Annotated in this window: 29 protein-coding genes and 1 tRNA gene; 14 read left to right on the top strand and 16 right to left on the bottom strand. The window is 65.2% G+C overall.

Annotated features, from left to right (window positions below):
* Positions 1-81 precede the first annotated feature (81 nt).
* Positions 82-156: transfer RNA gene (locus NCR34_RS04860), tRNA-Arg, on the bottom strand.
* Between the two features lie 202 nt (positions 157-358).
* Here NCR34_RS04860 and NCR34_RS04855 point away from each other — a divergent pair.
* A complete protein-coding gene (locus tag NCR34_RS04855; RefSeq protein WP_248321694.1) occupies positions 359-670 on the top strand; it encodes a hypothetical protein in 312 nt (103 codons plus the stop codon).
* A gap of 12 nt (positions 671-682) precedes the next feature.
* Here NCR34_RS04855 and NCR34_RS04850 read toward each other — a convergent pair whose 3' ends face one another.
* Together NCR34_RS04850 and NCR34_RS04845 are read right to left on the bottom strand one after the other, a co-directional pair.
* Complete coding sequence (locus NCR34_RS04850) at positions 683-865, bottom strand: hypothetical protein (RefSeq protein WP_248321693.1); 183 nt, start codon at positions 863-865, stop codon at positions 683-685.
* A 97-nt stretch (positions 866-962) separates the two neighbouring features.
* The gene (locus NCR34_RS04845; protein ID WP_248322265.1) at positions 963-2,855 is read right to left on the bottom strand and encodes a bifunctional sugar phosphate isomerase/epimerase/4-hydroxyphenylpyruvate dioxygenase family protein; all 1,893 of its coding nucleotides are present in this window, start codon (positions 2,853-2,855) and stop codon (positions 963-965) included.
* Positions 2,856-3,114: 259 nt separating this feature from the next.
* Between NCR34_RS04845 and NCR34_RS04840 the strand changes: the two genes are divergently transcribed.
* The gene (locus tag NCR34_RS04840) at positions 3,115-3,981 is read left to right on the top strand and encodes a shikimate dehydrogenase (protein ID WP_248321692.1); all 867 of its coding nucleotides are present in this window, start codon (positions 3,115-3,117) and stop codon (positions 3,979-3,981) included.
* Between the two features lie 52 nt (positions 3,982-4,033).
* Here NCR34_RS04840 and NCR34_RS04835 read toward each other — a convergent pair whose 3' ends face one another.
* Complete coding sequence (locus tag NCR34_RS04835) at positions 4,034-4,735, bottom strand: TetR/AcrR family transcriptional regulator (RefSeq protein WP_250499197.1); 702 nt, start codon at positions 4,733-4,735, stop codon at positions 4,034-4,036.
* A 269-nt stretch (positions 4,736-5,004) separates the two neighbouring features.
* On the opposite strand from NCR34_RS04835, the gene NCR34_RS04830 reads away from it, so the two are divergent.
* The 7 genes from NCR34_RS04830 to NCR34_RS04800 all read left to right on the top strand — a co-directional run bounded on the left by NCR34_RS04830 (position 5,005) and on the right by NCR34_RS04800 (position 9,957).
* Complete coding sequence (locus NCR34_RS04830; RefSeq protein ID WP_250499196.1) at positions 5,005-5,274, top strand: hypothetical protein; 270 nt, start codon at positions 5,005-5,007, stop codon at positions 5,272-5,274.
* A 219-nt stretch (positions 5,275-5,493) separates the two neighbouring features.
* On the top strand, positions 5,494-5,997 hold the full coding sequence (locus NCR34_RS04825) for a YbhB/YbcL family Raf kinase inhibitor-like protein (RefSeq protein ID WP_175939842.1): 504 nt from the start codon (positions 5,494-5,496) through the stop codon (positions 5,995-5,997).
* A 111-nt stretch (positions 5,998-6,108) separates the two neighbouring features.
* Entirely contained in the window at positions 6,109-7,476 is a 1,368-nt protein-coding gene (locus NCR34_RS04820) for an MFS transporter (protein WP_350029420.1), read from the top strand.
* A 316-nt stretch (positions 7,477-7,792) separates the two neighbouring features.
* Positions 7,793-8,344, top strand: a complete 552-nt coding sequence (locus NCR34_RS04815) for a type 1 glutamine amidotransferase domain-containing protein (protein ID WP_248321688.1) — start codon at positions 7,793-7,795, stop codon at positions 8,342-8,344.
* A 36-nt stretch (positions 8,345-8,380) separates the two neighbouring features.
* Positions 8,381-8,944, top strand: a complete 564-nt coding sequence (locus NCR34_RS04810) for a DUF4142 domain-containing protein (protein WP_248321687.1) — start codon at positions 8,381-8,383, stop codon at positions 8,942-8,944.
* An 83-nt stretch (positions 8,945-9,027) separates the two neighbouring features.
* Positions 9,028-9,315: a DUF1488 family protein gene (locus NCR34_RS04805; RefSeq protein ID WP_248321686.1), complete on the top strand. Its 288-nt coding sequence runs from the start codon at positions 9,028-9,030 to the stop codon at positions 9,313-9,315.
* Between the two features lie 87 nt (positions 9,316-9,402).
* Complete coding sequence (locus NCR34_RS04800; protein WP_248321685.1) at positions 9,403-9,957, top strand: hypothetical protein; 555 nt, start codon at positions 9,403-9,405, stop codon at positions 9,955-9,957.
* A 109-nt stretch (positions 9,958-10,066) separates the two neighbouring features.
* Here NCR34_RS04800 and NCR34_RS04795 read toward each other — a convergent pair whose 3' ends face one another.
* Positions 10,067-10,324 carry a hypothetical protein gene (locus tag NCR34_RS04795; RefSeq protein WP_248321684.1) on the bottom strand — a complete coding sequence of 86 codons (258 nt, stop codon included), beginning with the start codon at positions 10,322-10,324 and terminating at the stop codon, positions 10,067-10,069.
* 192 nt (positions 10,325-10,516) lie between these two features.
* On the opposite strand from NCR34_RS04795, the gene NCR34_RS04790 reads away from it, so the two are divergent.
* Complete coding sequence (locus tag NCR34_RS04790; RefSeq protein WP_175939835.1) at positions 10,517-10,969, top strand: PA2169 family four-helix-bundle protein; 453 nt, start codon at positions 10,517-10,519, stop codon at positions 10,967-10,969.
* Between the two features lie 101 nt (positions 10,970-11,070).
* Here NCR34_RS04790 and NCR34_RS04785 read toward each other — a convergent pair whose 3' ends face one another.
* Both NCR34_RS04785 and NCR34_RS04780 read right to left on the bottom strand, forming a co-directional pair.
* The gene (locus tag NCR34_RS04785) at positions 11,071-11,301 is read right to left on the bottom strand and encodes a hypothetical protein (protein WP_244848233.1); all 231 of its coding nucleotides are present in this window, start codon (positions 11,299-11,301) and stop codon (positions 11,071-11,073) included.
* A 287-nt stretch (positions 11,302-11,588) separates the two neighbouring features.
* A complete protein-coding gene (locus NCR34_RS04780) occupies positions 11,589-11,951 on the bottom strand; it encodes a BON domain-containing protein (protein WP_250499195.1) in 363 nt (120 codons plus the stop codon).
* A gap of 497 nt (positions 11,952-12,448) precedes the next feature.
* On the opposite strand from NCR34_RS04780, the gene NCR34_RS04775 reads away from it, so the two are divergent.
* A complete protein-coding gene (locus NCR34_RS04775) occupies positions 12,449-13,936 on the top strand; it encodes an RNA polymerase factor sigma-54 (protein WP_206467814.1) in 1,488 nt (495 codons plus the stop codon).
* 124 nt (positions 13,937-14,060) lie between these two features.
* Here NCR34_RS04775 and NCR34_RS04770 read toward each other — a convergent pair whose 3' ends face one another.
* The 9 genes from NCR34_RS04770 to NCR34_RS04730 form a co-directional block, all read right to left on the bottom strand.
* Complete coding sequence (locus tag NCR34_RS04770) at positions 14,061-14,969, bottom strand: YihY/virulence factor BrkB family protein (RefSeq protein ID WP_250499194.1); 909 nt, start codon at positions 14,967-14,969, stop codon at positions 14,061-14,063.
* A 134-nt stretch (positions 14,970-15,103) separates the two neighbouring features.
* Positions 15,104-15,466, bottom strand: a complete 363-nt coding sequence (locus NCR34_RS04765; RefSeq protein ID WP_175939830.1) for a chemotaxis protein — start codon at positions 15,464-15,466, stop codon at positions 15,104-15,106.
* Between the two features lie 125 nt (positions 15,467-15,591).
* Positions 15,592-17,040, bottom strand: a complete 1,449-nt coding sequence (gene otsA, locus NCR34_RS04760) for an alpha,alpha-trehalose-phosphate synthase (UDP-forming) (protein WP_248321681.1) — start codon at positions 17,038-17,040, stop codon at positions 15,592-15,594.
* A 187-nt stretch (positions 17,041-17,227) separates the two neighbouring features.
* Positions 17,228-17,464, bottom strand: coding sequence for a hypothetical protein (locus NCR34_RS04755; protein WP_175939828.1), 237 nt, complete (start codon positions 17,462-17,464; stop codon positions 17,228-17,230).
* Positions 17,465-17,693: 229 nt separating this feature from the next.
* Positions 17,694-17,900 carry a hypothetical protein gene (locus NCR34_RS04750; protein ID WP_248321680.1) on the bottom strand — a complete coding sequence of 69 codons (207 nt, stop codon included), beginning with the start codon at positions 17,898-17,900 and terminating at the stop codon, positions 17,694-17,696.
* 232 nt (positions 17,901-18,132) lie between these two features.
* Complete coding sequence (locus NCR34_RS04745) at positions 18,133-19,536, bottom strand: sigma-54-dependent transcriptional regulator (RefSeq protein ID WP_175939826.1); 1,404 nt, start codon at positions 19,534-19,536, stop codon at positions 18,133-18,135.
* Between the two features lie 357 nt (positions 19,537-19,893).
* On the bottom strand, positions 19,894-20,091 hold the full coding sequence (locus tag NCR34_RS04740) for a hypothetical protein (RefSeq protein ID WP_248321679.1): 198 nt from the start codon (positions 20,089-20,091) through the stop codon (positions 19,894-19,896).
* A 70-nt stretch (positions 20,092-20,161) separates the two neighbouring features.
* Positions 20,162-20,479: an ElaB/YgaM/YqjD family protein gene (locus tag NCR34_RS04735; RefSeq protein WP_248321678.1), complete on the bottom strand. Its 318-nt coding sequence runs from the start codon at positions 20,477-20,479 to the stop codon at positions 20,162-20,164.
* 69 nt (positions 20,480-20,548) lie between these two features.
* On the bottom strand, positions 20,549-20,911 hold the full coding sequence (locus tag NCR34_RS04730) for a hypothetical protein (RefSeq protein WP_248321677.1): 363 nt from the start codon (positions 20,909-20,911) through the stop codon (positions 20,549-20,551).
* Positions 20,912-21,489: 578 nt separating this feature from the next.
* Here NCR34_RS04730 and NCR34_RS04725 point away from each other — a divergent pair.
* The 3 genes from NCR34_RS04725 (at position 21,490) to NCR34_RS04715 (ending at position 23,887) form a co-directional block, all read left to right on the top strand.
* The gene (locus NCR34_RS04725) at positions 21,490-22,554 is read left to right on the top strand and encodes a sigma-54 interaction domain-containing protein (RefSeq protein WP_244848222.1); all 1,065 of its coding nucleotides are present in this window, start codon (positions 21,490-21,492) and stop codon (positions 22,552-22,554) included.
* Positions 22,555-22,811: 257 nt separating this feature from the next.
* Positions 22,812-23,366: a hypothetical protein gene (locus tag NCR34_RS04720; RefSeq protein WP_248321676.1), complete on the top strand. Its 555-nt coding sequence runs from the start codon at positions 22,812-22,814 to the stop codon at positions 23,364-23,366.
* The gene (locus tag NCR34_RS04715; protein ID WP_371747406.1) at positions 23,363-23,887 is read left to right on the top strand and encodes a hypothetical protein; all 525 of its coding nucleotides are present in this window, start codon (positions 23,363-23,365) and stop codon (positions 23,885-23,887) included. Before NCR34_RS04720 ends, NCR34_RS04715 begins: the two co-directional genes overlap by 4 nt.
* Positions 23,888-24,069 lie beyond the last annotated feature (182 nt).

Raw genomic sequence — 24,069 nt, 5'->3', positions numbered from 1 at the left:
CGGTTGCTGATTGACGAGGACGAATCGGCATCCGCGGGTGCCGACGAAGGGAGGCGTCGGCGGCGCATTGGGAAGCTATCGTGGTCCCCCCGACAGGAATCGAACCTGTATCTAGCGCTTAGGAGGCACTCGTTCTATCCATTGAACTACGGGGAGCGGACCGCACGTCCCGCCGAGGGCCGAATCGACTAAAGCGGGCACCCAAGCGGGCGTCCGGGCTGGCGGGAGCGCAGAGTATAGCAAACGCATTCGACAGCCATGCGCGCGCCGGCCCAAAAAGCATCGGCGCAAAGGTTTGGCGACACAACCGCGGGTTTGTCCCTATCAAGTTCCGCCCGAGCGCGCCGCCATCGGACACATGGACCCCACATCCGATATCAAGCCCCAGGGCGCGTTTTCGGCGTTGCTGGCAGACCAGGACCTCGCGCATCTTCAGAAGGTGCTGCGTCGTTCGCTGTCTTGCGATCTCGGCGGTCCATTGCTGCCGCCCTCGTATTGGCGGGAGCGGCTGGCTGCCATCACGCGGCAGGCACATCTGTCGCATACGCAGATTCAGATCGTCCACCGGCTGTATCTCGTGATCGATGCGTTCGAAGCCGCGTCGGCCACGAGCGATGCCGATGCAGAACGCCCCGCGCCCGACGATCCGCAAGCCGCGTCAGGCGCGTGAGCGGCCCGTCGGTCAGTGCCGGTGCCTGAGCCACCACTCGCGCAGCGAATGGCCCGGCGCGGCCGCGCGCGTCGCTGCTTTCCCGCGATGCGCCCGCCTCTCGCGATATTCGTCGCGCCAATCATGCGCGAGCAACACGAGGCCGATCGCGGCGAGCGCCGCGACGCCGATGAGGATGTCGGAGAAATCGAGCATGGCGCCCTCCTGCTTGCGGCTGCCGTGATGATTCCATGATAGGCGGCGCGCGGCGCAAGTCAGTGACATGCGAGGCGGTATTTGCGCCGATACTGCCCTACGCTGCCTGCCGAGCGCGCTGTTGCTGCGCGTGCGCCGCTAGCCGCACCGCCGCGTTCGCCGCGCCGTAGCCATCGTAGCCACCGCGTCGCTCGATCACTTCGAGAAAGAAGCGCTGATCGAGCTGCTCCGTGTAGGCGTGGAAGAACTCGCCGCCGCGCTCGTCGCGGTCGTAGAGGATGTTGTGTTCGCGCATCGCGTCGATCTGCTCGTCGGGCAGGCCGTAGCGCGCCACGAGGTCGTCGTAGTAATTGCGCGGAATGCGCAGGAACTGCACGCCGTCCGCCTCCAAGCGAGGAATCGCGTCGAAGATGTCGGGCGTGCTGAACGCGACGTGATTCAACCCCGAGCCGCGATACGTCGAGAGCGATTCCGACACGGCCGTGAAGCGGTCCATCGACGCGTTGAGGGCAATGCGCACGGAGCCATCGCGGCTTCGCACCGCGCGGCTGCGCACGAGCCCGTACGGATCGGGCACGAGCACGCTCGCTTCCGTCTCGAAGCCGAACGCGCTGCGGAAGAAGAGCACCCACGTATCGAGCGCCTCGGCCGGCAGCGAAAGGCACACGTGATCGATGCGCGAAAGCGGCCCGACTTCGTAAGGGCCGTCGATATCCGTCAGAACGAAGTCCGATTCCCATAACGTCGGCGCGCCGGGCGCTTCATCGACGAAATAGTCGAGGCTGCCGTCCGGCGACTGCACGCCCGGCACCACGCGCTCGTTCGGTCCCACGCGGCCCGAGAACGGCTTCGAGCCGTAAGCGGCGGCGCGCTCGAACGCGCATTTGGCGTCATCGACATGAAACGCCGACGCGCACAGCGACAAGCCGTGCTGCTGAAAGAACGCGCTCGCGAAAGAATCGGCTTCCGCGTTCAGCACGATCGATCCCGCGCCGTGCCGATACAGCGTCACGTCCTTCGACCGATGCGTGCCCGCGAGCCGGAAGCCGAGCTTGCGCAGCCAGTCGGCGACGTGCTCGCGCGTCGTGTCGTCCACGGCGAATTCGAGGAACTGGAAGCCGATGTGCGCGGGCGGCGCGGGCGGATCGAAGAGTTCCGCGGGCGCGCGCTCGCCCATGCGCGCGCGTGTCTGCTCTTCGAGAAAGCGCAACGAGCGATGCCCGTCCGCCGCGGTGATGGCGGTCGGCGCGGCGCGAAAGCCGTCGTTGAAGATTTCGAGCGACAGCGGCCCGGTGTAGCCCGCCTCCAGCACGCGCGCCATGAATCCGGCGACATCGAATGCGCCCTGCCCCGGAAAACAGCGATAGTGACGGCTCCATTCGAGCACGTCCATCGAGAGCACGGGCGCATCGGCGATCTGCACGAAGGCGATGCGATCGCCGGGAATGGCCGCGATCTCATCGACGGAATCGGCAATGGACAGCGTATGGAAGCTGTCGAGCACGAGACCGAGGCTCGGATGATTCACGGCATCCACCAGCCGCCAAGCGTGCTTGTACGAGTTGACGTGCCGGCCCCACGCGAGCGCCTCGTAGCCGACGATCACGCCCGCTTCCTCGGCGAGGCGCGCGAGCACGCCGAGCTGATCGACGATGAGCGCGTCGTCGGCGACGGTGTCCGGCGACACGTTGCTGCACGCGAGCATGCGGTCCGCGCCCAGTTCGTGCATCAGGTCGAACTTGCGTTTCGCGCGCTCGACGTTCTTGGCGAGCCGCTCGCCGCTCACGCCCTCGAAATCGCGAAACGGCTGGAACAGATAGATGGCGAGGCCCAGGTCGTCGCACAGACGCCGGACGTCGGCGGGCGTGCCGTCGAAGTAGAGCAGATCGTTTTCGAAGATCTCGACGCCGTCGAAGCCCGCCGCGCGAATGGCCTTCAGCTTTTCGACGAGCGTCCCGCTGATGGATACCGTCGCGATGGATGTCGGGATGGAACGCGGCATCGCTGCCTCCTCTGCATTTCGTTGCGGGGTGAACCGTTAGAGTGTAGGCGCTCTGCACGCAGTCCACGTCATTGTGTGCGAGCATAACAAACTAACTAGATGGTACAAAATACGTGAAAATACCGAAGGACAGGATGCGCGCGCACGCGCACACTGCGCTTGCAATCGCCGCACTGCACCATCGCGCCCTCTTTCACTGCTGTACGCTACGTGCGAGCGTCTAGCCTCTTCTCGCGGGAGCACTCGCATGACCAGCAAAACTTCGTATCTGATCGGACTGATCGGCTCGGGCATCGCCGGATCGCTGACGCCCGCCATGCACGAGCAGGAAGGCCGCGTGCTCGGGCTGAACTACGTGTATCGGCGCATCGACCTGCAGGCGCTGAAGCTGGAGCCGTCCGCGCTTGCCGACTTGTTGATCGCCGCCGAGCGCATGGGCTACGACGGCCTGAACATCACGTATCCGTGCAAGCAAAGCGTGATCCCATTGCTCGACGAGCTCGATCCCGACGCCCGCGCGCTCGGCGCGGTGAATACCGTCGTGCTGCGGGACGGCAAGCGCATCGGCTACAACACGGACTGGTCCGGCTTCGCGCGCGCGTTCCAGCGCGGCCTGCCGGATGCGCCGCTCGGCCGCGTCGTGCAACTGGGCGCGGGCGGCGCGGGCGCGGCGGTCGCGCATGCGGCGCTCGTCATGGGCGCGAACGCGCTTACGCTGTTCGATTCGGACGAGGCGCGCGCATCGTCGCTCGCGGCGGAGTTGGCGGCGCGCTTTCCGGATCGCGAAGTGACGAGCGGCGGCGACCTGCGCGAGACATTGCGTCCGGCCAACGGCCTGATTCACGCGACGCCGACCGGCATGGCGAAGCTGCCCGGCATGCCGCTGCCCGCGGAGTATCTGCACAAGGACTTGTGGGTGGCGGAGATCGTCTACTTTCCGCTCGAAACCGAGTTGCTCAAGACGGCGAAGGCGCTCGGTTGCCGCACGGTGAGCGGCGGCGGCATGGCGGTGTGTCAGGCGGTGGATGCGCTGCGCATCTTCACGGGACGCGAGCCGGACGCCGAGCGCATGTTCGCCCACTTCCAGACTTTGCTGCCCGCTGACGCCAGTTAAGCGCGGCATCGAAAACAAAACGGCGGCCTCGCAAGAGAGCCGCCGTTTTGTTTTAGTCTTCGCGCCGCATGTAGCACAGCACCGCTTCGATAATCATCTCGCGATGCCGCGCCCGCGAGCGCGGCCCGGACGGCTCGCGCCCGAATGCGGCGCTCCACGTATGGCGGTTCGCCACGCGATGAAAGCAGAACGAGCTGATCATCAGATGCAGGTCGAGCGGCTCGACATCGTCGCGAAAACGCCCCGCCGCGACGCCTCGCGCGATGAGATCTTCGAGTGTCTTGACGACTGTGGCATTGCGCGATTTGAAGGTCTTCGACTGCTCGACATACTTCGCGCCGTGCACGTTCTCGATCGTCACGAGACGCACGAAATCGCGATGTTTGTCGTGGTAGTCGAACGTGAAACCGATGAGCTCGCGCAGCGCCTCTTCAGGGTCCATCTCCGCGAGTTCCAGCTCCTGTTCCAGCGCGCGGATATCGCCGTAGACCTGTTCCAGCACCGCCTCGTACAGCCCTTCCTTGCTGCCGAAGTAGTAGTACAGCATGCGCTTGGTAGTGTTGGTGCGCTCCGCGATGGCATCGACGCGCGCGCCCGTGAGGCCCATCGCCGAAAATTCCTGCGTGGCGATGTCGAGAATATTGCGCTTGGTCTCCTCTGGATCGTACTTGCGTCGCCCCTCCGATCCGGCCGGCGTGGACGCAGCACTGGCGGCCTTGCTCACCTCGGTGGCGGCCTTGCTTGCTTTTTTCATGTTTGCGTCTGAGAACGGCATTGGGAAACGATTCTAGCATGGGGGTCATAGCCTTCTTGGCCAAGGAAAGCCCTTCTTTTCAAGGCTTCATCTATACTTTTTCGATGCCCGATTCCCTCATTCGATTCCACTCATTCCACATGCCGCGTCCCGCAGTTTTCGCCGCATGCTTGGCCTTGTTTTGCACGCTCTGCGCGAGTGCGTCGGCGCAAACGCAGCTTCCGCCGGGCCATCCATCGAGGCCGCAACTGCTCGCGGCCGAAGGCGTCATGACGAGCGCGAACATCGCGCGCGGCGCGGCCGATATCTGCCATATCGATGCCGCCAAGGTCGCGCGCTTCAAGGACGCTGCGCGCGCCAACTTCGTGGACGCGCCCGACTTCGAGGCCGAATGGACGCTCGGTTATCGCCAGGCGCAAGCGACGGTGGACCGCTTCGACAAGCTGAAGACGAGCAATCCGGCCGAGTACAAGAAGGAAATCGACGAGGCGTGTCCCGCGCTGAACCGCGGTATCGACGAAGTCACGCAGCTGCAATAGCGGCGGACGCCTGTATCGAGCATCGCGGCATGGCGCCTCTTAATCCGCGTATATCGCCGATGAGCCGCCCGCAGAAATTCAGGGGCGGATGCTACACTCGACGCGCTCCCCCGGCGCTCGCTCCATGGCGGGCACATTCGCTGCGTCGCTTCGCGCAATCGAAGAAGCGCCACGCGCTGCGGGGCACGCTTCTATCGCTCATCAGGAGGCATGACTCTCATGGCTGATTTCCGCATCTGGTCCGACGAATTTCCAGCGAACGGTTTCATGACCCGCGCGCAGGAACTCGACATGCAGGCGTTCGGCACGTCGGGCGAGAACATCTCTCCCGCGCTCCAGTGGGAAGACCCGCCCGCCGACACCAAAAGTTTCGCGCTCACCGTGTACGACCCGGACGCGCCCACGGGCAGTGGCTTCTGGCACTGGGTCGTGGTCAACATTCCGGCCGATGCCCGCTCGCTGCCGCGCAATGCCGGCAAGGCCGACGGCAGTCTGCTTCCTGCGGGCGCGCTGCAACTGCGCAACGACTACGGCACGGTCGGCTTCGGCGGGGCCGCGCCGCCGCGCGGTGACAAGCCGCATCGCTACATCTTCCGCATTCACGCGCTGCAGGCGGAAAAGCTGCCGCTCGACCTCAACGCGACCAACGCGGTCGCGCGCTTCATGACGCACCTGAACGAAATCGATTCGGCGACCTACACGGGTCTCTACGAACTCAAGTAACGCGTGAGCCACGCAGGCCGGGCCGCATGATCGATCACGCGGCCCGACGCCACAAGCGATTTGAAAACGGCGCGACGTACAATGCGCCGCCTTGCCACTCAAGATCCGTCGATGGATTCCGACCAAGGCCTGCCCCTTCCCCAACGCTATTGGGCGATTGTCGTCGTCGCGCTCGGCATCACGCTCGCGGTGCTCGACGGCGCGATTGCCAACGTCGCGCTGCCGACCATCGCGCGCAACCTGTCCGCGACACCCGCCTCGTCCATCTGGGTCGTCAACGCGTATCAGCTCGCCGTCACCATCTCCCTGTTGCCGCTCGCCTCGCTCGGCGACCGGATCGGCTATCGGCGCGTGTATCTCGGCGGCCTCGCGCTGTTCACGCTCTCGTCGCTCGGCTGCGCGCTCTCGGGATCGCTTGTCGCGCTTACTCTCACGCGCGTCGTACAGGGCTTCGGCGCGGCCGGGATCATGAGCGTCAACACGGCCATCGTGCGCATCATCTATCCGCAGAAGCAACTGGGGCGCGGCGTCAGCATCAACGCCACCGTGGTCGCGATCTCGTCGGTGATCGGTCCGACCGTCGCCTCGGGCGTGCTGTCGGTCGCGTCGTGGCCGTGGCTCTTCGCGATCAACGTGCCGATCGGGCTCGCGGCGCTCGCCATCGGCATGAAGTCGCTGCCGCGCACGCCGGGCCACCGGCAGCCGTACGATTACGTGAGCGCCGTGCTCAACGCGCTGTTCTTCGGCATCGCGATCGTCGCGGTCGATGGACTCGGCCACGGCGAACATCGCCCGTTCGTGATCGCAGAGTTCATCGCGACCGGCGTGATCGGCACGATCTTCGTGCGGCGGCAACTGAACCAGAGCGCGCCGCTCTTGCCCGTCGATTTGCTGCGCATTCCGGTGTTCGCGCTTTCGATCGGCACGTCGGTGTGTTCGTTCTGCGCGCAGATGCTCGCGTTCGTCTCGCTGCCGTTTCTGCTGCAGGACAGCTTCGGCATGAGTCAGGTCCAGACCGGCTTTCTGATGACGCCGTGGCCGTTCGTGATCGTGTTCGTCGCGCCGCTCGCGGGCGTGCTCTCGGACCGCTATCCCGCCGGATTGCTCGGCGGCATCGGGCTGGCTGTGCTGACCGTGGGACTCGTTCTGCTCGCGACCGTCGGCGGGCATCCGGGAGCCTTCGACATCAGCTGGCGCATGGCCATCTGCGGGCTCGGCTTCGGCCTCTTTCAGTCGCCGAACAATCGCCAGATGCTGTCGTCGGCGCCCCGTCATCGCAGCGGCGGCGCGAGCGGCATGCTCGGCACCGCGCGGTTGACGGGGCAGACGCTCGGCGCCGCGCTCGTCGCGCTGATTTTCGGTCTGGAGCCGCATCGCGGGCCGTTGATCGCGCTCGGGGTTGCGGCGGTGTTTTCGGCGGCGGCGGCTGTTGTCAGCATGCTGCGGCTTGCCAGTAAGCAGAGCGTGGAAGCGGCGTGAAGCGCGGCGCTCCTCATTGACGAGATCCGCATCGCGGGCCGTTAATCGCGCTCGGCGTCGCGGCGGCATTCTCTGCGGCGGCGGCTGTCATCAGCCGTCATCCGCATCCTGCGCATCGCTAGCAAGCACAGCGTCGAACCGGCCTTACGCGCATTCCGGCTGCAACTCGCCCGCCATCCATCACGCCCGCTTCTGCATCCATCGCAAGCAATAAGGCGATCAATTGGGCACAACCCTTGCTCCCCTTTCGGGCGTGAATCCGCGCAGACATCTGTCGCGCGACCGTCCGAACCGAGCAATAAAAGGAGTTGTGTTCATGGCGATTTCCCTCAACGGCTACAAGGTAGCGATCCTCGCCGTCGACGGCTTCGAGCAGGCCGAACTCGTCGATCCGCAGCGCGCGCTGAAGGAAGCCGGCGCGCAGGTCGACGTCATCTCGCAGAAGCCCGGCGAGATCCAGGGTTTCAAGCACGTCGACAAGGGCGACACCGTGAAGGTGGATCGCACGCTCGACGAAGCAACCGCCGCAGACTACGACGCCGTCGTGTTGCCGGGCGGCGTCGTGAATGGCGATGCCATCCGCCTCGACGCGAAAGCGCAAGCCTTCGTCAAGGAAGCCGATCAGGCGAAGAAGCCGATCGCCGTCATCTGCCACGGCGGCTGGCTGCCGATCTCGGCGGGCATCGTCGCGGGCCGCACGATGACGAGCTGGCCGAGTCTTCAGGACGACGTGCGCAACGCCGGCGGCACGTGGGTCGACCAGGAAGTGCAGATCGACGGCAATCTCATCACGAGCCGAAAGCCCGACGACCTGCCGGCCTTCAATCAGGCGCTGATCGAGGCGCTCAGCAAAGCGCGCGCTGCCTGAATGCGCCGGCTCGACCCACGAACCGGAGTCACGCCGATGCCACGCCAGAGCCGTTTAATCGCCCGTCTCAGCGCCCTTCTGTTCGCGGCCTGCGCGACCCTCGCCCAGGCGCAGACCGAAGACGCCGCGAGCGCCAGCACGCCTGCGAACGCGCCGCCATCGCAGAAGCTCTCGGCGGCCGACCAGCAGTTCATCCAGGACGCCGGCACCGCGGGCGCGACCGAAATCGCGGCGAGCAAGCTGGCGCTCACGCGCTCGGGCGACAAGGACGTGAAGGAGTTCGCACAGCGAATGATCGCGGATCACGCCAAGCTCGCGCGCAACCTCGATGTCATCGCGAAGCGCCACGGGATCACGTCGCCGCCGAGCGCGGATTCGTCCGTCACCGGCAGTCTGCAAAATCTCAAGGGGGCCGAGTTCGACAAGGCCTATATTGAGAAAGTCGCGCTCGCCGCGCATCAGAAGGCGGTCGAGCTGTTCGCGAAGGAGAGCGAAAAAGGCAACGATGCCGCGTTGAAGGCGGCGGCGGCGAAGGCACTGCCGATCCTCCGTCATCACTACGCGATGGCGCAGCAACTAGCCAAGGCGAAGGCGTCATGAGCGCCGGGCACCTTCTCGACCGCGCGGACGCCCCATGCGTTCGCGCGTCCGCCGGCCCTCGTCCGGCTTATGAGGACTCGACCATGCACATTACGTTTTCCGACGATCCCCCCGTCTACAACGGCGACGATCTCGCCATCCACTTCACGGCGCTCGTCGATGGCGAAGCAGTCGTCTGCTCGATCAGCGCCGAGGCGCTGGAAGACCATTTCGGCGCGAAGTCGCCGCGCGAGGAAGACCTGCTACCCGCGTTCGAAAGCGGCGCGGCGCGCATTCGCGCGGTGTGCGCCGAGGCGCTCGACGACAACGGCGGCCAGTCGGTCGTGCTGCGCAGCGGGCTCTTTCGCGTGGCCGGCATGGAGCCGGACTGATTCCGCGCGCGTCTATGAACGGCTCCGCGCCGCGCGAGCCGCATTCGCGGGCCACATCCGATTAACCGATACTAAAAAGGAGGAAACATGTCCCTGATCATCGCGGGCCGGTTCCAGACTTTTCCTGACGCAGAAACGGCTGCCCAGCGGCTCTTCGCGAACGGCTTCGTGGAAGAGGACGTCACGCTGTTCTTCGTGAACCCGAGCGGGCAGCACGCGCGCTTTCCGATCGGCGGCGACGTCCATACCGACAAGGGCGCGGGCGCCGCGCCCAAAGGCGCCGGCAAGGGCGTGACCATCGGCGCGGTGATCGGCGCGGTCATCGGCGCGGCGATCTTCGCCTTGTTCAAGGCGCCGCTGCTCGTGTCGGTCGTCGCTGCCGGCGTCGGCGCGTATATCGGCTCGCTCGCGGGCGCGATGTCGCATACCAAGAAGAAGCCGGGCGCGCCCTCGCAACCGGAGGAAGAGCCCACGCGTCATGCCGGCGTGCTGGTGGCTGTGCATGTGTCGCCCGAGACGTATGACCGCGCCGCGAACATCCTGCGCGAAGCCGGCGGACTGGATATCGAACGCGCGTCGGGCCGCTGGAAGCAAGGCCGCTGGAGCGACTTCGATCCGCTCAAGCCGCCACAACCGGTTTGATCGTTACGGTTCGAAGATCACGCCTACAAAAGCTAGGGCGCCCGGTTTTCGCCGGGCGCTTCTTCGTGCGTTCTTCATGCTTGTTCGTTCTACGCAGCAATGCGCCGCATCAGAGCCACAGCCGCTCGGTCTGCGTCGGCTCGATACGCGCGCGCGGGCGGCAATCCGCGGGGCGCGGGTGCGCTCGCGTCGAGCCATGCGGCGACGGCTCGCATAGCTGCGAATAAGCTGCGCGCATAGCCGCGGCAGCCGCCGAAGCAGCGGACCGGTCGATCGCTTCCGCACGGACGTGCAGCGCGATCGCCGACGCCACGATCGCAACGAATACGAAAAGCTCGCGATTGGCGAGCACGCGTGACCATTTCATCGATTTTCCTGTTGCCTTTGTCGCTGCGCGCCCTGCGTGGGACGCGTCGTGATATTTGCGGCAGACGGCCAGCAATGCGCGTGCCGCAGCATACGTCCGTCCGGGCACGCGACGTGCAATACCTAACCGGCAAGCGCGCGCCTCGCACCGAGGCTGCGTCGAACGCAACTTCGTCACTAAAAGGAGGTGTATATGAGCACGAACGTCGTATCGGTACTGAATGACCTCATCGAAACGTCGAAGGACGGGGAAAAGGGGTTCCTCAAGGCCGCTGAAGACACGCGTGACCCGAGCCTCAAGCTGTTGTTCCAGAACCGCGCGGAAGCCTGCGCGCAAGGCGCCATCGAACTGCAAGGTCTCGTGCAGCGTCTCGGCGGCAAGCCGGAAACCGGCGGCTCGATCTCCGGCGCGCTGCATCGCGGCTGGGTGGATGTGAAGTCGGCGGTGACGAGCCCGACCGATCACGCGGTTCTCGCGGAATGCGAGCGCGGCGAGGACGCGGCGAAGAAGAACTACCGCCAGGCGCTCGACAAGGACCTGCCGGCCGATATCCGCGCCGTGGTCGAGCGGCAGTATCAGGGCGTGGTCGAGAACCATGACCGCATCCGCGATCTGCGTGATCAGTACGCTGCCGCGAAGTCCTAAAGCGCGAATCGTTGTCTCAGGCCATCGCCGCTTTCATGCGGCGATGGAAAAGCAAAACGGCCACTCACGTGGCCGTTTTGTCGAGCGCGAACCGCGGCGGCTTAGTGCGGCTGGCCCTTGTCGTTCGTGCCGAGCGACGAAGCGGCAGCGGCCGCCGACGCGCCCTTCAGCTTGTGGCTCTTGTTCTGCTGATGCAGATACGTGCCCTTCTTCTTCGCATGCGCGCCGGAAGCCGCGTCCGTCGTCGCGGCGCTGTCCGATGCCTGCGCGAACGCCGTCGTCGTGAATGCGAGCGCAAGCGCGCCGATCAATGCCATCTTCTTCGTCTTCATCAAGAGCTCCTTTTGCCGGGGCTTTTAGCGCCGCAGTACGGCGCTTCTCGCCGCCTCTAGTGACGCCTGAACGGGCCGTCTGTTTTTAGGGTGTCAACGATGCTGCGAGGTGATGCATCTTCTGCTTCGAGCCGCGAGCGGCATGACCGCCTGATGCGCGAACCCGCGCCCGGAGCCCGGTGTGCAGCCTTCTTCGGCCACATACCGGACGCCTGCGCGGGTTCGTTTGCTCGCGCCCTGACCCGCCGAGGCAGGCCGGGCATACGAACTATGCCATCACTTTCGTGTTAGTCGGCAGCAATTTTAAGATGGTTCTTCACGGATGCAACACCCGAGACTTCCTTGACAACCTGCTCGGCATTCGTCTTGTCTTCTGCCGACGGCACGGTGCCGGTCAGCGAAACGACGCCGCCGCGCGTCTTCACGTGGATGTGCGTGGACTTCACGTTCTTTGCGCTGAGCAGTTCGGCCTTGACCTTGGTCGTGACCGCGCCGTCATCCACCTTCTTGCCGACCTGATCCATTTTCTGGCCGACGGACGGTTCCGAGCCCGAGGAGGACGACGTCGAGTTGGTCTGAGCGCCTGCGTTGAGCGCGAACACGACGCACGCGATACCGCCGGCTGCTTTGAGGAATTGAGTCGTCTTCATAGTGATACTCCTTGTTTTCAGTTCTGGTCTTGCGCCCCGGTCTTACCCGCTCGGTCGCGGGACATGGATGGAGCGCCCCGTTTGTGCTGCTGGTCTGGTGCCTGTTGCATGCTGCGTCATCCGGCCGGCGTCGCCGCGCCGACCGCGAGGACGGTGACGCAACATGCGTGCCGGATCGCGTCGGACGAAAGCTTCGTTCGGCGGCGAACACGTTCGCAAGGCTGAAGTCTGCGGGCACTCAGCGGTTTCGGCGCCCTCGCGCGCCATGCCGCCGAGGGCAGCGAAAACCCCGCGCGCCAAGCCTCGCCCGGCGCGGTGCTTTTGTCTGAGCCCGTGTAAAAACTGCGTGAAAGTGGCCTTCCGCACGCATCAATGCGGCGCCCGCCGAGAGAAAAAACTCAAGCTCAGCATGGCTTTAGCAATCGGTGGCATAGCTGTTGCTTTAGCTGGTCGACACACACATCGACCCCGTCAAGAACATCGAGGATTAGCAAGCAATGCCGCCTTCACTCGAACTCCGCACCAAGCAAAGCCTTGCGCTCACCCCGCGCCTGCAGCAGTCGGTACGCCTGCTGCAGCTTTCGTCGCTCGAATTTCAGCAAGAGCTGCGTAACGCGCTGGATACCAACCCCTTCCTCGAATACGACGAGTCGCAAACCGAGGACAACGCTCTCGGCGCGGACAACGGCAACTCGATGAGCGACACCGCGCTCTCGCCCGCCGCCGACAGCCCCGCCGAGGCGCCGCTCGCCTCGGAAACCAGCATGGACGGCGATTCCGGCGCGGACAGCGGTTCGCGCGACGACGCCATCAGCGAATTCTCGTCCGACCCGTTCGGGCGCAACGCATCGCGCAACAACGGCGATGGCGAAGGCTCCGATCCGGCCGACTGGGTCCGCATCGAACCGTCGCTGCACGAAACGCTGCACGACGCGCTGCGGCTCTATCAGCTCAACGAACGCGATCGCGCGGTGGCGCAGCTCATCATCGAGGCGCTCGACGATGACGGCTATCTGCGTCAGGAATTGAGCGAACTGGCCGATGTCGTCGACATCGAGCCGGCGATCAACGAGGACGAGCTTAATATCGCGCTCAAGCTCGTGCAGTCGCTCGACAAGCCGGGCGTCGGCGCGCGCAATCTGTCCGAATGCCTGACGCTGCAACTCGACGCGATGCCCGAAGACACGCCGGGCCGCGACGTGGCGCGAGAAATCGTCGCGCATCATCTGGAGCGGCTCGCGCGCCGCGAGCAGGCCGAGTTGCAGAAGAAGATCGGCTGCAGCGCCGAGGAACTGCGCATCGCGTGCGCGCTCGTGCGCCGTCTCGACCCGAAGCCGGGCGAGAACTACGGCCAGAGCGAAGACAACTACGTGGTGCCGGACGTGATCGTGCGCCAGGTCAAGAAGCAATGGGTCGTGACGATCAACCCGGCGGTGCTGCCGCGCGCGCGCATCCATCGCATGTACGCGGAACTCTTTGCGCAGTCGGCCGGCGCGAGCCGTTCGCCGCTCGCGCAGCAGTTGCAGGAAGCGCGCTGGCTGATCCGCAACGCGCAGCAGCGCTTCACGACGATTCAGCGCGTGGCCGAATGCATCGTCTCGCATCAGAAGGCGTTCTTCGACTACGGCGAGATTGCGCTGAAGCCGCTCGTCCTGCGCGATGTCGCCGATGAGCTCGGCCTGCACGAATCGACCATTTCTCGCGCGACGGGCAACAAGTACATGTCGACGCCGCGCGGCATCTTCGAGTTCAAGCACTTCTTCCCGCGCGAACTCAGCACGGAAAGCGGCGGCACGTGCTCGGCCGCCGCAGTGCGCGCGCTGCTGAAGGAAATGATCGCGAAGGAAAACACGCGCGATCCGCTCTCGGACGTGAGTCTCGCGAAGATGCTCGCCGATCAGGGCGTGATCGTCGCGCGCCGCACGGTGGCGAAGTATCGGCATCTGATGAAGGTGCCGCCTGCGGAACTGCGCAGGCAGGCTTGAGGCGGAACGCCGCAAGCAGTTTCCGCGCTCCCTGCACTCAGCGAAGACCCGGTCAAGCGAATCGCAGAGCAGCACAGCAGGAAGCGCCATGTCGGGCCGCCCAGATCGGGCGGCCTTTTTTTCGTCAGCGCCAGCCGGACTCGCGATGCGTGCGCTTGCGCGCCGCCGTCGCGGAAATCTCGGCGCCCAGCAGAAAGACCGCCGCCGAGTAGTAGAGCCACAAGAGGATGACGGCGAGCGATCCCGCCGCGCCGAACATGTTCGCCGTGCCCGCGTGTTGCACGTAGAGCGCGAAGAGCCGCTTGCCGCCTTCGAACAGCAGCGCCGCGGCGGCCGCGCCGAGCGCGGCGTCGCGCCAGCGCATGCGCGTCGTCGGCAGAAACTTGAGCAGGACGGAGAACGCGAGCACCAGCATCGCCAGCGAAATGGCGTGACGCGTGAGGCTCGATAGCACGACGAACGGATTGCCGTCGCCGAGCGCCCAATGGCCGAGCACTTCGACGGCCGCGTCGAGCAGCAGCAGCGCGACGACGAGCAGCCCCGCGCCGACCACGAGCGCGAACGACATCACCCGCACGCGCAACAGGCCGACGATGCTCTCGCGCGTACTGACGAGGGGCGTGGGCCAGATGACGTTCAGCGCGCTGTGCAGCGACGAGAACGTGGCCGACGCGCCGACCAGCACGCCCGCAATCGACAGCACCGCCGTGCTGCGCGCCATGTCCGCGTGCCACGCGTTCGCGACGATCGCTTCGAGCGTATGCGCGGCGTCCGCGCCGACGATGCCGCTGATTTCATGGAAGAGGCGCCCCTGTACGGCGTCCGCGCCGAAGAAGATGCTCGCTACCGCGATCACGATGACGAGCGTCGGCGCAAGCGAGAACGCAGCGAAGAACGAGATGGCCGCCGAGAACATCAGGCAGTGGTCCTGAATCCACTGCGTGACGGGATCGGCGACCCACGAAAGCCAGCCGAAGCGCGTGGTGCGGCCTTCGGCGAGCGGTGTCATCGGGTCGGGAACGTGGCGGTTCATCGGCAAGGGCGGCGCGGGCGTGCGCTTTTCGTGGTTCGACCGCCGATGTTAGCGTTCCCGGGCAATGCGCGTAAAAAAGCGCGCACGGAATGATCCGCGCGCGCTTCATTCTTGCGACCGGCCGGCCGGAACCGTCAGACGTCTTCCTCGTCGGCGTCGGGATCGACGGCTTCGTCGTCGGCGAGATCGGTGATCTCCGTTTCATCCTCGACGCCATCGGGCAGAATGTCCGCGTTCGCGAAGAGATTGTTGTCGCCGTCGGCGGATGCGTCTTCGCCGGTGCCGGAGCGATCGCTGTCGCTGTCGAGCTGCGCATCCGACAGGCCGAGCGCGTGGGCGTCGAGTTCGTCTTCGATGTCGCCCGGACGACGCATTTCGCCCTGCACGTCAGAGCCGGAGTCCGAAGAATCGCTCGGGCCGAGCGCGCCGGTGCCGTGCCCCTTGCCCCATTCCGTGCCGCCTTCTTCCGGCGGATTCAGTGTGCTTCCAGTCATCATCGATCTCCTTCGAGTGTGTCGATGACGAGATCGCAAGGACCGTTCCGCGCTTGGCATCGCCCAAGTGAAAAGCCCCGCGCTTCTTTCGATGTGCGGGGCTTCGTGGTGAAGCGGCGGCCGAGCGATCAGGCCCGCGCCGCCCGCTTCGCTTCGGATGCGCCCTGCTTCACCGTCTTGACCGTTTTCGCCGTCACGGACGTCGCCGTCGCGACGCTGCGCAGATCCGACAGGAAGGAATCACGCCAGACGGAGAGGTTGTTCTTGCGCAAAGGCGCCATCATGTCGGCGTGGCGCGCCTGGCGTTCGGCGAGCGGCATCGAGAGCGCGCGCTCCAGCGCCTCGGACATCTGCGAGAGATCGAACGGATTGACGACGAGCGCGCCCGGCAACTGATCCGCCGCGCCCGCGAACTGCGAGAGCACCAGCGCGCCCGGATCTTCCGGGTCCTGCGATGCGACGTACTCCTTCGCGACCAGATTCATGCCGTCGCGCAACGGCGTCACATAGCCGACCTGGGACAGCCGGAACAGCGCCATCAGCAGATTGCGTTCGTACTTGCGATTGAGGTACTGAATCGGCGTCCAGTCGAGCTGCGCGAAACGCCCGTTGATGCGCCCCGCCTCGCCTTCCAGATTCTGGCGGATGCGCTGATACGTTTGCACGTCGGCGCGCGTCGGCGGCGCGATCTGCACGAGCGACACGCGGCCGTGCCAGCCCGGCGCGTTGAGCAGAAGCCGCTCGAATGCCTGAAAACGCTCGACGAGACCCTTCGAATAATCCAGCCGGTCCACGCTCATGATGAGCTTGCGGCCGCGCATGGAGTCGCGCAGGCTCTTGACCTGCTTGCGCGTCGAGTATTGCTCGGCGGCTTTCGCGATCGCGTCCGGATAGATGCCGATCGGATACGCGCCCACCTTCAGCATGCGCCCGAACGCCTGCAACATGCCGTCGTCGCTGAAATGGCCGCGGCCGCTGCGCTCGATGTAGTCGATGAACGACTGCTTGTCGCTCTCCGTCTGGAAGCCGACGACATCGAACTGGCATAGCGCCGTCATCAGTTCCTCGTGCGGCGGCACCGTGCGCATGACTTCGGGCACCGGAAACGGAATGTGCAGGAAGAAGCCGATGGGATTCGTCACGCCGATCTTGCGCAACTCCTGCGCGAACGGCAGCAGATGGTAATCGTGGACCCAGATGATGTCTTCCGGCTGCAGCAGCGTCTTCAGCTTCGCGGCGAGCGTCGCGTTCACGCGCATGTAGCCTGCGTATTCTTCGCGGTCGAAGCGCGAGAGGTCGTTGCGATAGTGGAAGGTCGGCCAGAGCGTCGCGTTCGAGAAGCCGCGGTAGTACTGGTCGTAGTCGCGCCGCGTGAGTCCGACGGTGGCATAGGTCACGTTGCCGTTTTTCTCGACAACGGGCGCGGCCGCTTCGCCGACGATCTCGCCGCTCCAGCCGAACCACACGCCGCCCGTCTCCTTGAGCGCGTCCAGCACGCCGATCGCGAGCCCGCCCGCGCTGGGCTTGCCTTCCTGGACCGGCGCGACGCGATTCGATACCACGATCAATCTGCTCATTACGGCGTCACTCCATCAGTTATCGTTGCTGCTCAATTGGCGACGAGAAACATGCAAGTCCTATGCCTTTTTGCCCGCTATCGAGTGGGAAATTCGTATCCAGATGTTACCGGCGAACGAAAACACGCGGCGAAACGCAGCCGCGTAGAACTTTATGCTTGTGATGGTTGGCCCGGGCGGATGACGCTCACGCGTCCTGCTCGGAGCCGAGGTCGCGCTGATAGTCGATGCCTTCGGAGCGCACGCCGCCCTGGTTGTGTTCGCCATCGGGCGGAACGCCAGGCGCAGGGCGGTTCTGACCGGCCGGGTCGTGATGCGCAGGCGGCGTGACCGACGTCGGCGCGGCGCCGTTTTTCGCGGCTTCGGCGCGGGCTTCGCGCTTGGACGAATGACGCGCGGAGCGTCGCAGTGCGGGATGCCTCATTGATGCCTCCAGAAAGAAGGCCGTCGCGAATGGACCTCGGCGGCGTCGGACCGATGCGCTGCTGGCTTTGCTTGCGACTGCCGGCAGCGCGGTTTGAGAAGAAACGACCGGCCACCGTAGGCGACGCCGGTCATTCGTACTTTGTCTGTTGTAATCCCTACGCTCGGGATGGAAGATTGTTCAAGGCTTGCACGACATCGGTGAATCGGTCCGCCGCGGCTCGCGCGCGTCAGCGGACATGCGGTGTTTCGTTCGGCCCGGGCGGCGGATCGCCGATCGGCTGCGTCGGCGGCTCGGGCGGATCGCGCGTCGGGTCTGGATTCGTATCGGGCGGAATCGGCGTCGGCGGCGGCGGATCGGGCGGCGTCACCGGCGGGTCCGGCGGCTGTGGCGTCTGCGCGCTGAACGGCGCGCGCTCGGAGGCGAAATCGGACATTGCGGGCTCCTTGCGGTCTTGTGATCGTGGTTGCATCTTCGTCCGGAGAGCGGCTGCTGTCCCGTCGAACGCGGATGTCGCATGGATCGGCAGCAAGGGTTATGCCCCTGATTTCACCTCGGCCGACGCGTCCATTCCTGTCATTATCGTTGCTGAAAGCGCGCCTGCCAACAAAAACGCCCGCGCTTTTTGCAAGCAGCGGGCGTTGTTTTCATGTGAAGATAAGCGACGTTCAGCGATTTTCGCTTTCCGATTCGTTCACGTCTCCGCCTTCGCCGACGGCCGCCTTGTTCGCATCCTCGCCGTACTCCACGAGCCGGTTGTAGAGCGTTTTCAGGCTGATGCCGAGGATTTCCGCCGCCCTCGTCTTCACGCCGCCGCATTGTTCGAGCGTCGCGAGAATCAGTTGCCGATCCGCTTGCGCAAGCGACGTCCCGAACGGAATCGTCACCGCCGTGCCCGACGAAGGCCGCGACAGCGAGATTTGCAGCGGGACGGTCGCGGTGCTGTCGGAATCGGAGCCGGACATGATGTACGCGCGCTGCACGTAGTTCTTCAGTTCGCGGACGTTCCCCGGCCAGTTGTACGACGCGAGCATCTCGCGCACCGCCGGCGGGAAGTCCTTCTTCGTGTTGTAACGGGCGTTCAGCTCGTCGAGGAACGCCTGTCCGAGCAGCTCCACGTCCTTGCCGCGTTCGCGCAGCGGCGGCAGGTTGATCGGGAACACGTTGAGCCGGTGGTATAGGTCGAGCCGCAGCTTGCCTTCGAGCACGGCCTGCTCCGGATCGCGGTTCGTCGCGGCGATCAGGCGCACGTCGGTCTCGATTTCCTTCGTCGTGCCGACGCGCATGAACATGCCCGTCTCCAGCACGCGAAGCAGCTTCACCTGCAGTTCGATCGGCATTTCGGTGATTTCGTCGAGGAACAGCGTGCCGCCGTTCGCGCGTTCGAAATAACCCTTGTGCTGACGATCCGCGCCCGTGAACGACCCGCGTTCGTGACCGAACATTTCGGACTCGATCAGGTTCGGCGAAATCGCACCGCAGTTCACCGCGATGAACGAATGCTTGCGGCGCAGGCTGAGCTCATGCAGCGTCTGGGCGGCGACTTCCTTCCCCGTGCCCGACTCGCCGATCAGCAGCACGGAGGCCGCCGTCGGCGCGACGCGGCCGATCTGGTCGTAGACCGTTTGCATGGCGGGCGAATTGCCGAGCATGAGCCCGAAACGGCCCATGCGGCGCAACTCGCCGCGCAGCGTGCCGATTTCCGCCTTCAGATCGCCGGCGCGCGGCAGGCGCGACAAAATCGCCTTCACGCGCTGCATGTTGATGGGCTTGACGAGGTAATCGGCGGCGCCCATCTTGAGCGCGCTCACGGCGGATTCGACCGTCGCATGCCCGGTGATGACGATAAATTCCACGCCGGAGCGCGGATCGAGATCTTCGAACAGGTCGACGCCCGTTCCGTCGGGCAGTTTCAGGTCGGTGAAAACGACGTCCGGCGTCTGCCGCACGAGCTGGATGCGCGCTTCGCGCAGATCGCTGGCGGTGGCCGTGGTCAGTCCGTCTTCGCCGATGATCGCGGCTAGCGCCTCGCGGGTACTGGGATCGTCATCGACAATCAATACGTGTGGCATTGCGTCTCGAATTCTTCCAAAGCGTTTCAGGGTCACACGCCGCGTGGCGGCGTGGTCTTCTCCGGGCGACTGGGGCCGTCCGGGCCGGTGCGTCTGGCGGGTCGGGCGCCCGTGGGGCTAAAACCCGACCGCGAAGCGCAGAAAACAGATTAATTTCCGAAAGTTCCGCACGCTTGGGTCTCTGAGCCGTAAGTTTTTCCAATTCGCGACTTATGGCAGAGGTTCAATGATTATAAGGGTTTATCAAGATAAAAACGCACGCCGCGAGGGCGTGCGTTCTATTGCGTGGGGATCGCGAAGGGCTCGGCGCAGTGAGCCGATGCGCCCGACCGCGTGGTGCCGACGCGAATTGCGCGATCAGCTTTTTGGGAAATGCCAGGCGTCCGGCGTCCCGCCGACGACGTACTTTCCGCCGCGCGAGCGTCCTCCTTGCCAGCGGTTCGTGCCGCTGAGGGCGCGTCGCCCGTTTGCGTCCTGCGACTGCACCCATTTCCAGGCGAGCACGCTGCCGACGGCGAAAAGCGCGCCGAACACTCCAATCGATGACCGTGCCATTGTTGTTCTCTCCCGTGTCGTTGAGTTCGATGCCGCGCGCCCGTCAGAAACGGGCGAACGATCCGCGCGATCAGCGCGAAATGATTGCGGCGAGCAGGAAACCCGCAGCAGCCGCCATGCCGAGCGACTGCCACGGATTCTCGCGCACGTACCGCTCGGTGCATTCGATGCTCGCCCGATAACGGCTTTGCGCGTTCGCCTGCGCGTCTTCGAGCGCGGCGCGTGCCGTGTCGGCGTGATCGCGCAGACGCGAGCGCAGCGCCTCGACGCCCTCGCCCGGCAGCGCCGACGACAGGCGCAACAACTCTTCCGAGTCGTTCAGCAGCACCTTGATGTCTTCGATGATCTTCTGCTTGCCCAACGCAAGCTGGACAGTCGTGTGACTCATGAATCAGTCCTCGCCAAGTGGGTCCTCCGCAAAATTGCGGATCTCATTACAACTACAGCGGCCAGGCGACTACTGCGCCTTCGGCACCGTCACGGTCAGCGGCCGATGCGCGCCGCTCGCTGTCATGCGCGCGCGCAGCCGCCGGATGATGCCGCTCGCCGTCAGCGCGCCGCCTGCCACACCGAACACGAGGCTCGTCACGTTGGCGGCGCGAGCCAGCGCGGGCGTGCCGGCCGCGTAACCGAGCACCGCGCACATCAGCGCCGTCACCAGCGCGACGGCCGCCCAGTGATAGATGTCGATCGGTTCGCCCGCCGCGAGTTCCTGCCGATCGCCCGACGGCCGCGCGCCCCTGTCGCGAGCCGGCCGCGCTTGTGCCGCCTGATCGCGGCGCTCGTCGGCGGCAACATCGAAATCGAAAATGTCTTCCATGATGTGCTCGACCTCTCCCGTTGCCCGTTCTTCAGCTTCCCGTCTCGGGCATTCGAATAAGGATGAGTAAGGTGAAGCAGCTTCCGTGCCATTCGCGCAAAGGCGGCGCGCCCGCGGGCGTCTGCGCAAAAGTCGAAATAGACGCGCGGCTGTCGGGTAACTCTTACGCCGTGGACTTGTAAATTCGCGGCGCGCACGGAGAACCTTTCCGGATACCGTGCGCGGCGCAAAACGCAATCAGACAAATTGCCATCCGACCGACGGCACGCATTGCCGCAATATCGTCGCGAATGGTTAAATAGCGTTTATGAGATAGAGTCGCAGCGGCGAATCATCGAGTTGCGCCGCGACTCCGGACTGACGCTTTCGAGGGAAACCCATCGCCATCGGGCGCACGACAGCGCAGCGCGTCAGCACTTCCGCGCCGCCGCCGACGCCCGACGCCACGGACCCACCCGGCCGCGCCGGACATTCAGCCGAATCGAGCGACCGCGCGTGCCCACGGGCGGCGCGTCAGCCGACGGCGCCGCGCGCCGCCCGCCCATCACATTCGCAGAACTCAGGAACTATCAGGACCTATGGCGTCAACCGATCTTGACCCGCCGCTTGTCGCAGGCGAAACACCAGCGCAGAAAAAGCGCTCTGCGGGGGACGTGCCGGGTTTGAAGTCTTACGGACTACTGTACGGCTCGTCGCCCGTCATGCTGGAGCTGTACGCGCAGATCGAGCGCGTCGCCGCCACCGACGCGACGGCGCTCATCATCGGCGAGTCGGGCACCGGCAAGGAGCTCGTCGCGCGGACGATTCACGACCACAGCGCGCGCAAGGACGCGCCGTTCATCGCCGTCAACTGCGGCGCGATTCCGGACAACCTGATCGAAGCCGAGCTTTTCGGCCACGAGAAAGGCAGTTTCACGGGCGCGGTGCAGGGACGCATCGGCTATTTCGAGCACGCGAACGGCGGCACGCTATTCCTCGACGAAGTGACGGAAATGTCGCCGGTGCGTCAGGTGAAGCTGCTGCGCGCGCTCGAAACCGGCACGTTCTTTCGCGTCGGCGGCAATGATCTGATCAGTTCGGACGTGCGCGTGATCGCCGCGACGAACCGCGATCCGGTCGCCGCGGTCAAGGAAAACGGGCTGCGCGAAGACCTGATGTACCGTCTCGCCGTGTTCCCGCTGCGCGCGCCGCCCCTGCGCGAGCGCGACGCCGACCGCGAACTGCTCGCGCAGCATTTCCTCTCCGAAATGAACGCGCAGGAAGGCACGAACAAGGTTTTCAGCAAGCGCGCGCTCGACGTGCTGCGCACCTATTCGTGGCCCGGCAACGTGCGCGAGTTGAAGAACACGGTCTATCGCGCGTTCATCCTCGCGGAGAAGACGGTCGAAATCGCGCATCCGCATCTGGCGTCTCGGGTGAAGAAGCCCGTCACGCAAGGCGATGCGATGAACGTCTGGGTCGGCACGCCGCTCGCCGACGCGCAGAAGCAGATCATTCTCGGCACGCTCAAGCACTGCGGCGGCGACAAGCGGCGCGCGGCCAAGGCGCTCGGCGTCAGTCTCAAGACGCTGTACAACCGCCTCGGCGCGTACGAAAACGAAGACACCGACGCGAGCGACACCCCTTCCACCAGCGAAAGCTGATCCTCGTCTCACCGCCGCAGAAGGCCGTCGCCGCCTCCTGCGGCGTCCTTCCTTCACGGCCCGCGTTACGAAATCCGCAACGCGTTCCCGCCGCTTGCAATTTCTTGCAATTTTCCCGAAGCGGTAATTAGAGGCATGCTTCAAAATGCGCGAAGCCCGCGACAGGACTTGCACCCGAGTGCCTGCTCGAAGGAACGTCGGCTGCGGCCTTTCCGAAGACCGCAGCGAGAAAAAACGGCAGACGAAGGAAAAGCAATATGCAGATTGGTGTCCCCCGGCGCGGCAAGCGCGCCGCCGCGCTTGCCGCGATCACGAGCGGCGTCATTGCGTGCCTGACGCTCAGCGGATGCAATTCCCTCTATAGCGAAGGCGCGACAGCGGGCGCGGGTATCGCGGGCGCGGCCGTGGCGGCCAAGGTCACGGACAACGCCGCCGTGGCGACCGGCATCGGCTTAGGCGCGGTAGCGGCGGCGCGAGCGGGCGTGCAGTACACGCAGCGCATCGTGCACACGGATACGCAGGACAAGATCGCGGCGGTTGCCGGCCCGCTCGCGGTGGGCGCCGTGGCCCCATGGGTCGTGACGCATTCGATCCCGCTCGAAGAAGACGAAAAAGGCCGGGTGACGGTCAGCCGCACGATCAGCAGCGGCGCGCTCGACTGCAAGGAAATCGTGTTCTCCGTCGATCGCGACGCCACCAAGGACCGCCCCGCCGACAGCGCGTTCTACGTCGCGTCCGTCTGCCGCGATGGCAACAAGTGGAAATGGGCGTCGGCCGAACCCGCCACGCCGCGTTGGGGCTCGCTGCAATGACGGTGCGGCTCGCAGTTCATCCCGCGCTGCGCTTCTCGCTTGCCGTGGCGGTCGCCGCCGCGTGCGTGACGATGAGCGGATGCGCGTCCATCGGCGCGGCCACAGGCGCGGTCGCGGGCATCGCGACAGGCGCCGTGACGACGAATCCGGCCATCGGCTTAGGCGTCGGCATCGCGGTGCAGGCCGCCACCGACGAAGCCGTGAAGCGCGTGTCGAAGTCGCTGCATACGGATCAGCAAGTAGCCATCGCGGCTGCGGCGGGCGTATCGGCCGTCGGCGAGACGCGCCCATGGAAGGTCAAGCACACGTTGCCGATCGAAAACGGCCACGGCGATGTGCGCGTGCTGCGCGAGTTCGACAACGCGCTGGCAAGCTGCAAGGAGTTCGCGTTCTCCGTTGCGGACGGCGACGATGCGAATGCGCACGCCGAGTGGTTCGTGGCGAGCGCGTGCAAGCAGACGGAAGGCTGGAAGTGGGCGTCGGCGGAGCCAGCGGTCGAGCGTTGGGGCAATTTGCAGTAGGCGTAGAGCACACGCGGCGCGCGCAAAAAAGCGCGGTTTCCGTTTTCGGGAACCGCGCTTTTTATTTGGGCGAGGAACTGCGCAATCAGCTTGGGCGTCTACTCGCGTTCTCCGTCGTGAAGATCAAAGGCGCGGTTTCCGTCTCCGGAAACCGCGCCTTTGTCTGAGCGACGGACGGCCAA

This window comes from Caballeronia sp. GAWG1-5s-s, from assembly GCF_023631445.1.
Classification (GTDB): Bacteria; Pseudomonadota; Gammaproteobacteria; order Burkholderiales; family Burkholderiaceae; genus Caballeronia.
This window is presented reverse-complemented; position numbering and strand designations above follow the sequence as displayed.

What these genes read in the sequence shown, in the direction of transcription:
- NCR34_RS04855 (WP_248321694.1), top strand. Translation starts at nt 359, where the DNA reads ATGGACCCCACATCCGATATCAAGCCCCAGGGCGCGTTTTCGGCGTTG.
- NCR34_RS04850 (WP_248321693.1), bottom strand. Translation starts at nt 865, where the DNA reads ATGCTCGATTTCTCCGACATCCTCATCGGCGTCGCGGCGCTCGCCGCG.
- NCR34_RS04840 (WP_248321692.1), top strand. Translation starts at nt 3,115, where the DNA reads ATGACCAGCAAAACTTCGTATCTGATCGGACTGATCGGCTCGGGCATC.
- NCR34_RS04835 (WP_250499197.1), bottom strand. Translation starts at nt 4,735, where the DNA reads ATGAAAAAAGCAAGCAAGGCCGCCACCGAGGTGAGCAAGGCCGCCAGT.
- NCR34_RS04830 (WP_250499196.1), top strand. Translation starts at nt 5,005, where the DNA reads ATGACGAGCGCGAACATCGCGCGCGGCGCGGCCGATATCTGCCATATC.
- NCR34_RS04825 (WP_175939842.1), top strand. Translation starts at nt 5,494, where the DNA reads ATGGCTGATTTCCGCATCTGGTCCGACGAATTTCCAGCGAACGGTTTC.
- NCR34_RS04820 (WP_350029420.1), top strand. Translation starts at nt 6,109, where the DNA reads ATGGATTCCGACCAAGGCCTGCCCCTTCCCCAACGCTATTGGGCGATT.
- NCR34_RS04815 (WP_248321688.1), top strand. Translation starts at nt 7,793, where the DNA reads ATGGCGATTTCCCTCAACGGCTACAAGGTAGCGATCCTCGCCGTCGAC.
- NCR34_RS04810 (WP_248321687.1), top strand. Translation starts at nt 8,381, where the DNA reads ATGCCACGCCAGAGCCGTTTAATCGCCCGTCTCAGCGCCCTTCTGTTC.
- NCR34_RS04805 (WP_248321686.1), top strand. Translation starts at nt 9,028, where the DNA reads ATGCACATTACGTTTTCCGACGATCCCCCCGTCTACAACGGCGACGAT.
- NCR34_RS04800 (WP_248321685.1), top strand. Translation starts at nt 9,403, where the DNA reads ATGTCCCTGATCATCGCGGGCCGGTTCCAGACTTTTCCTGACGCAGAA.
- NCR34_RS04795 (WP_248321684.1), bottom strand. Translation starts at nt 10,324, where the DNA reads ATGAAATGGTCACGCGTGCTCGCCAATCGCGAGCTTTTCGTATTCGTT.
- NCR34_RS04790 (WP_175939835.1), top strand. Translation starts at nt 10,517, where the DNA reads ATGAGCACGAACGTCGTATCGGTACTGAATGACCTCATCGAAACGTCG.
- NCR34_RS04785 (WP_244848233.1), bottom strand. Translation starts at nt 11,301, where the DNA reads ATGAAGACGAAGAAGATGGCATTGATCGGCGCGCTTGCGCTCGCATTC.
- NCR34_RS04780 (WP_250499195.1), bottom strand. Translation starts at nt 11,951, where the DNA reads ATGAAGACGACTCAATTCCTCAAAGCAGCCGGCGGTATCGCGTGCGTC.
- NCR34_RS04775 (WP_206467814.1), top strand. Translation starts at nt 12,449, where the DNA reads ATGCCGCCTTCACTCGAACTCCGCACCAAGCAAAGCCTTGCGCTCACC.
- NCR34_RS04770 (WP_250499194.1), bottom strand. Translation starts at nt 14,969, where the DNA reads ATGAACCGCCACGTTCCCGACCCGATGACACCGCTCGCCGAAGGCCGC.
- NCR34_RS04765 (WP_175939830.1), bottom strand. Translation starts at nt 15,466, where the DNA reads ATGATGACTGGAAGCACACTGAATCCGCCGGAAGAAGGCGGCACGGAA.
- otsA (WP_248321681.1), bottom strand. Translation starts at nt 17,040, where the DNA reads ATGAGCAGATTGATCGTGGTATCGAATCGCGTCGCGCCGGTCCAGGAA.
- NCR34_RS04755 (WP_175939828.1), bottom strand. Translation starts at nt 17,464, where the DNA reads ATGAGGCATCCCGCACTGCGACGCTCCGCGCGTCATTCGTCCAAGCGC.
- NCR34_RS04750 (WP_248321680.1), bottom strand. Translation starts at nt 17,900, where the DNA reads ATGTCCGATTTCGCCTCCGAGCGCGCGCCGTTCAGCGCGCAGACGCCA.
- NCR34_RS04745 (WP_175939826.1), bottom strand. Translation starts at nt 19,536, where the DNA reads ATGCCACACGTATTGATTGTCGATGACGATCCCAGTACCCGCGAGGCG.
- NCR34_RS04740 (WP_248321679.1), bottom strand. Translation starts at nt 20,091, where the DNA reads ATGGCACGGTCATCGATTGGAGTGTTCGGCGCGCTTTTCGCCGTCGGC.
- NCR34_RS04735 (WP_248321678.1), bottom strand. Translation starts at nt 20,479, where the DNA reads ATGAGTCACACGACTGTCCAGCTTGCGTTGGGCAAGCAGAAGATCATC.
- NCR34_RS04730 (WP_248321677.1), bottom strand. Translation starts at nt 20,911, where the DNA reads ATGGAAGACATTTTCGATTTCGATGTTGCCGCCGACGAGCGCCGCGAT.
- NCR34_RS04725 (WP_244848222.1), top strand. Translation starts at nt 21,490, where the DNA reads ATGGCGTCAACCGATCTTGACCCGCCGCTTGTCGCAGGCGAAACACCA.
- NCR34_RS04720 (WP_248321676.1), top strand. Translation starts at nt 22,812, where the DNA reads ATGCAGATTGGTGTCCCCCGGCGCGGCAAGCGCGCCGCCGCGCTTGCC.
- NCR34_RS04715 (WP_371747406.1), top strand. Translation starts at nt 23,363, where the DNA reads ATGACGGTGCGGCTCGCAGTTCATCCCGCGCTGCGCTTCTCGCTTGCC.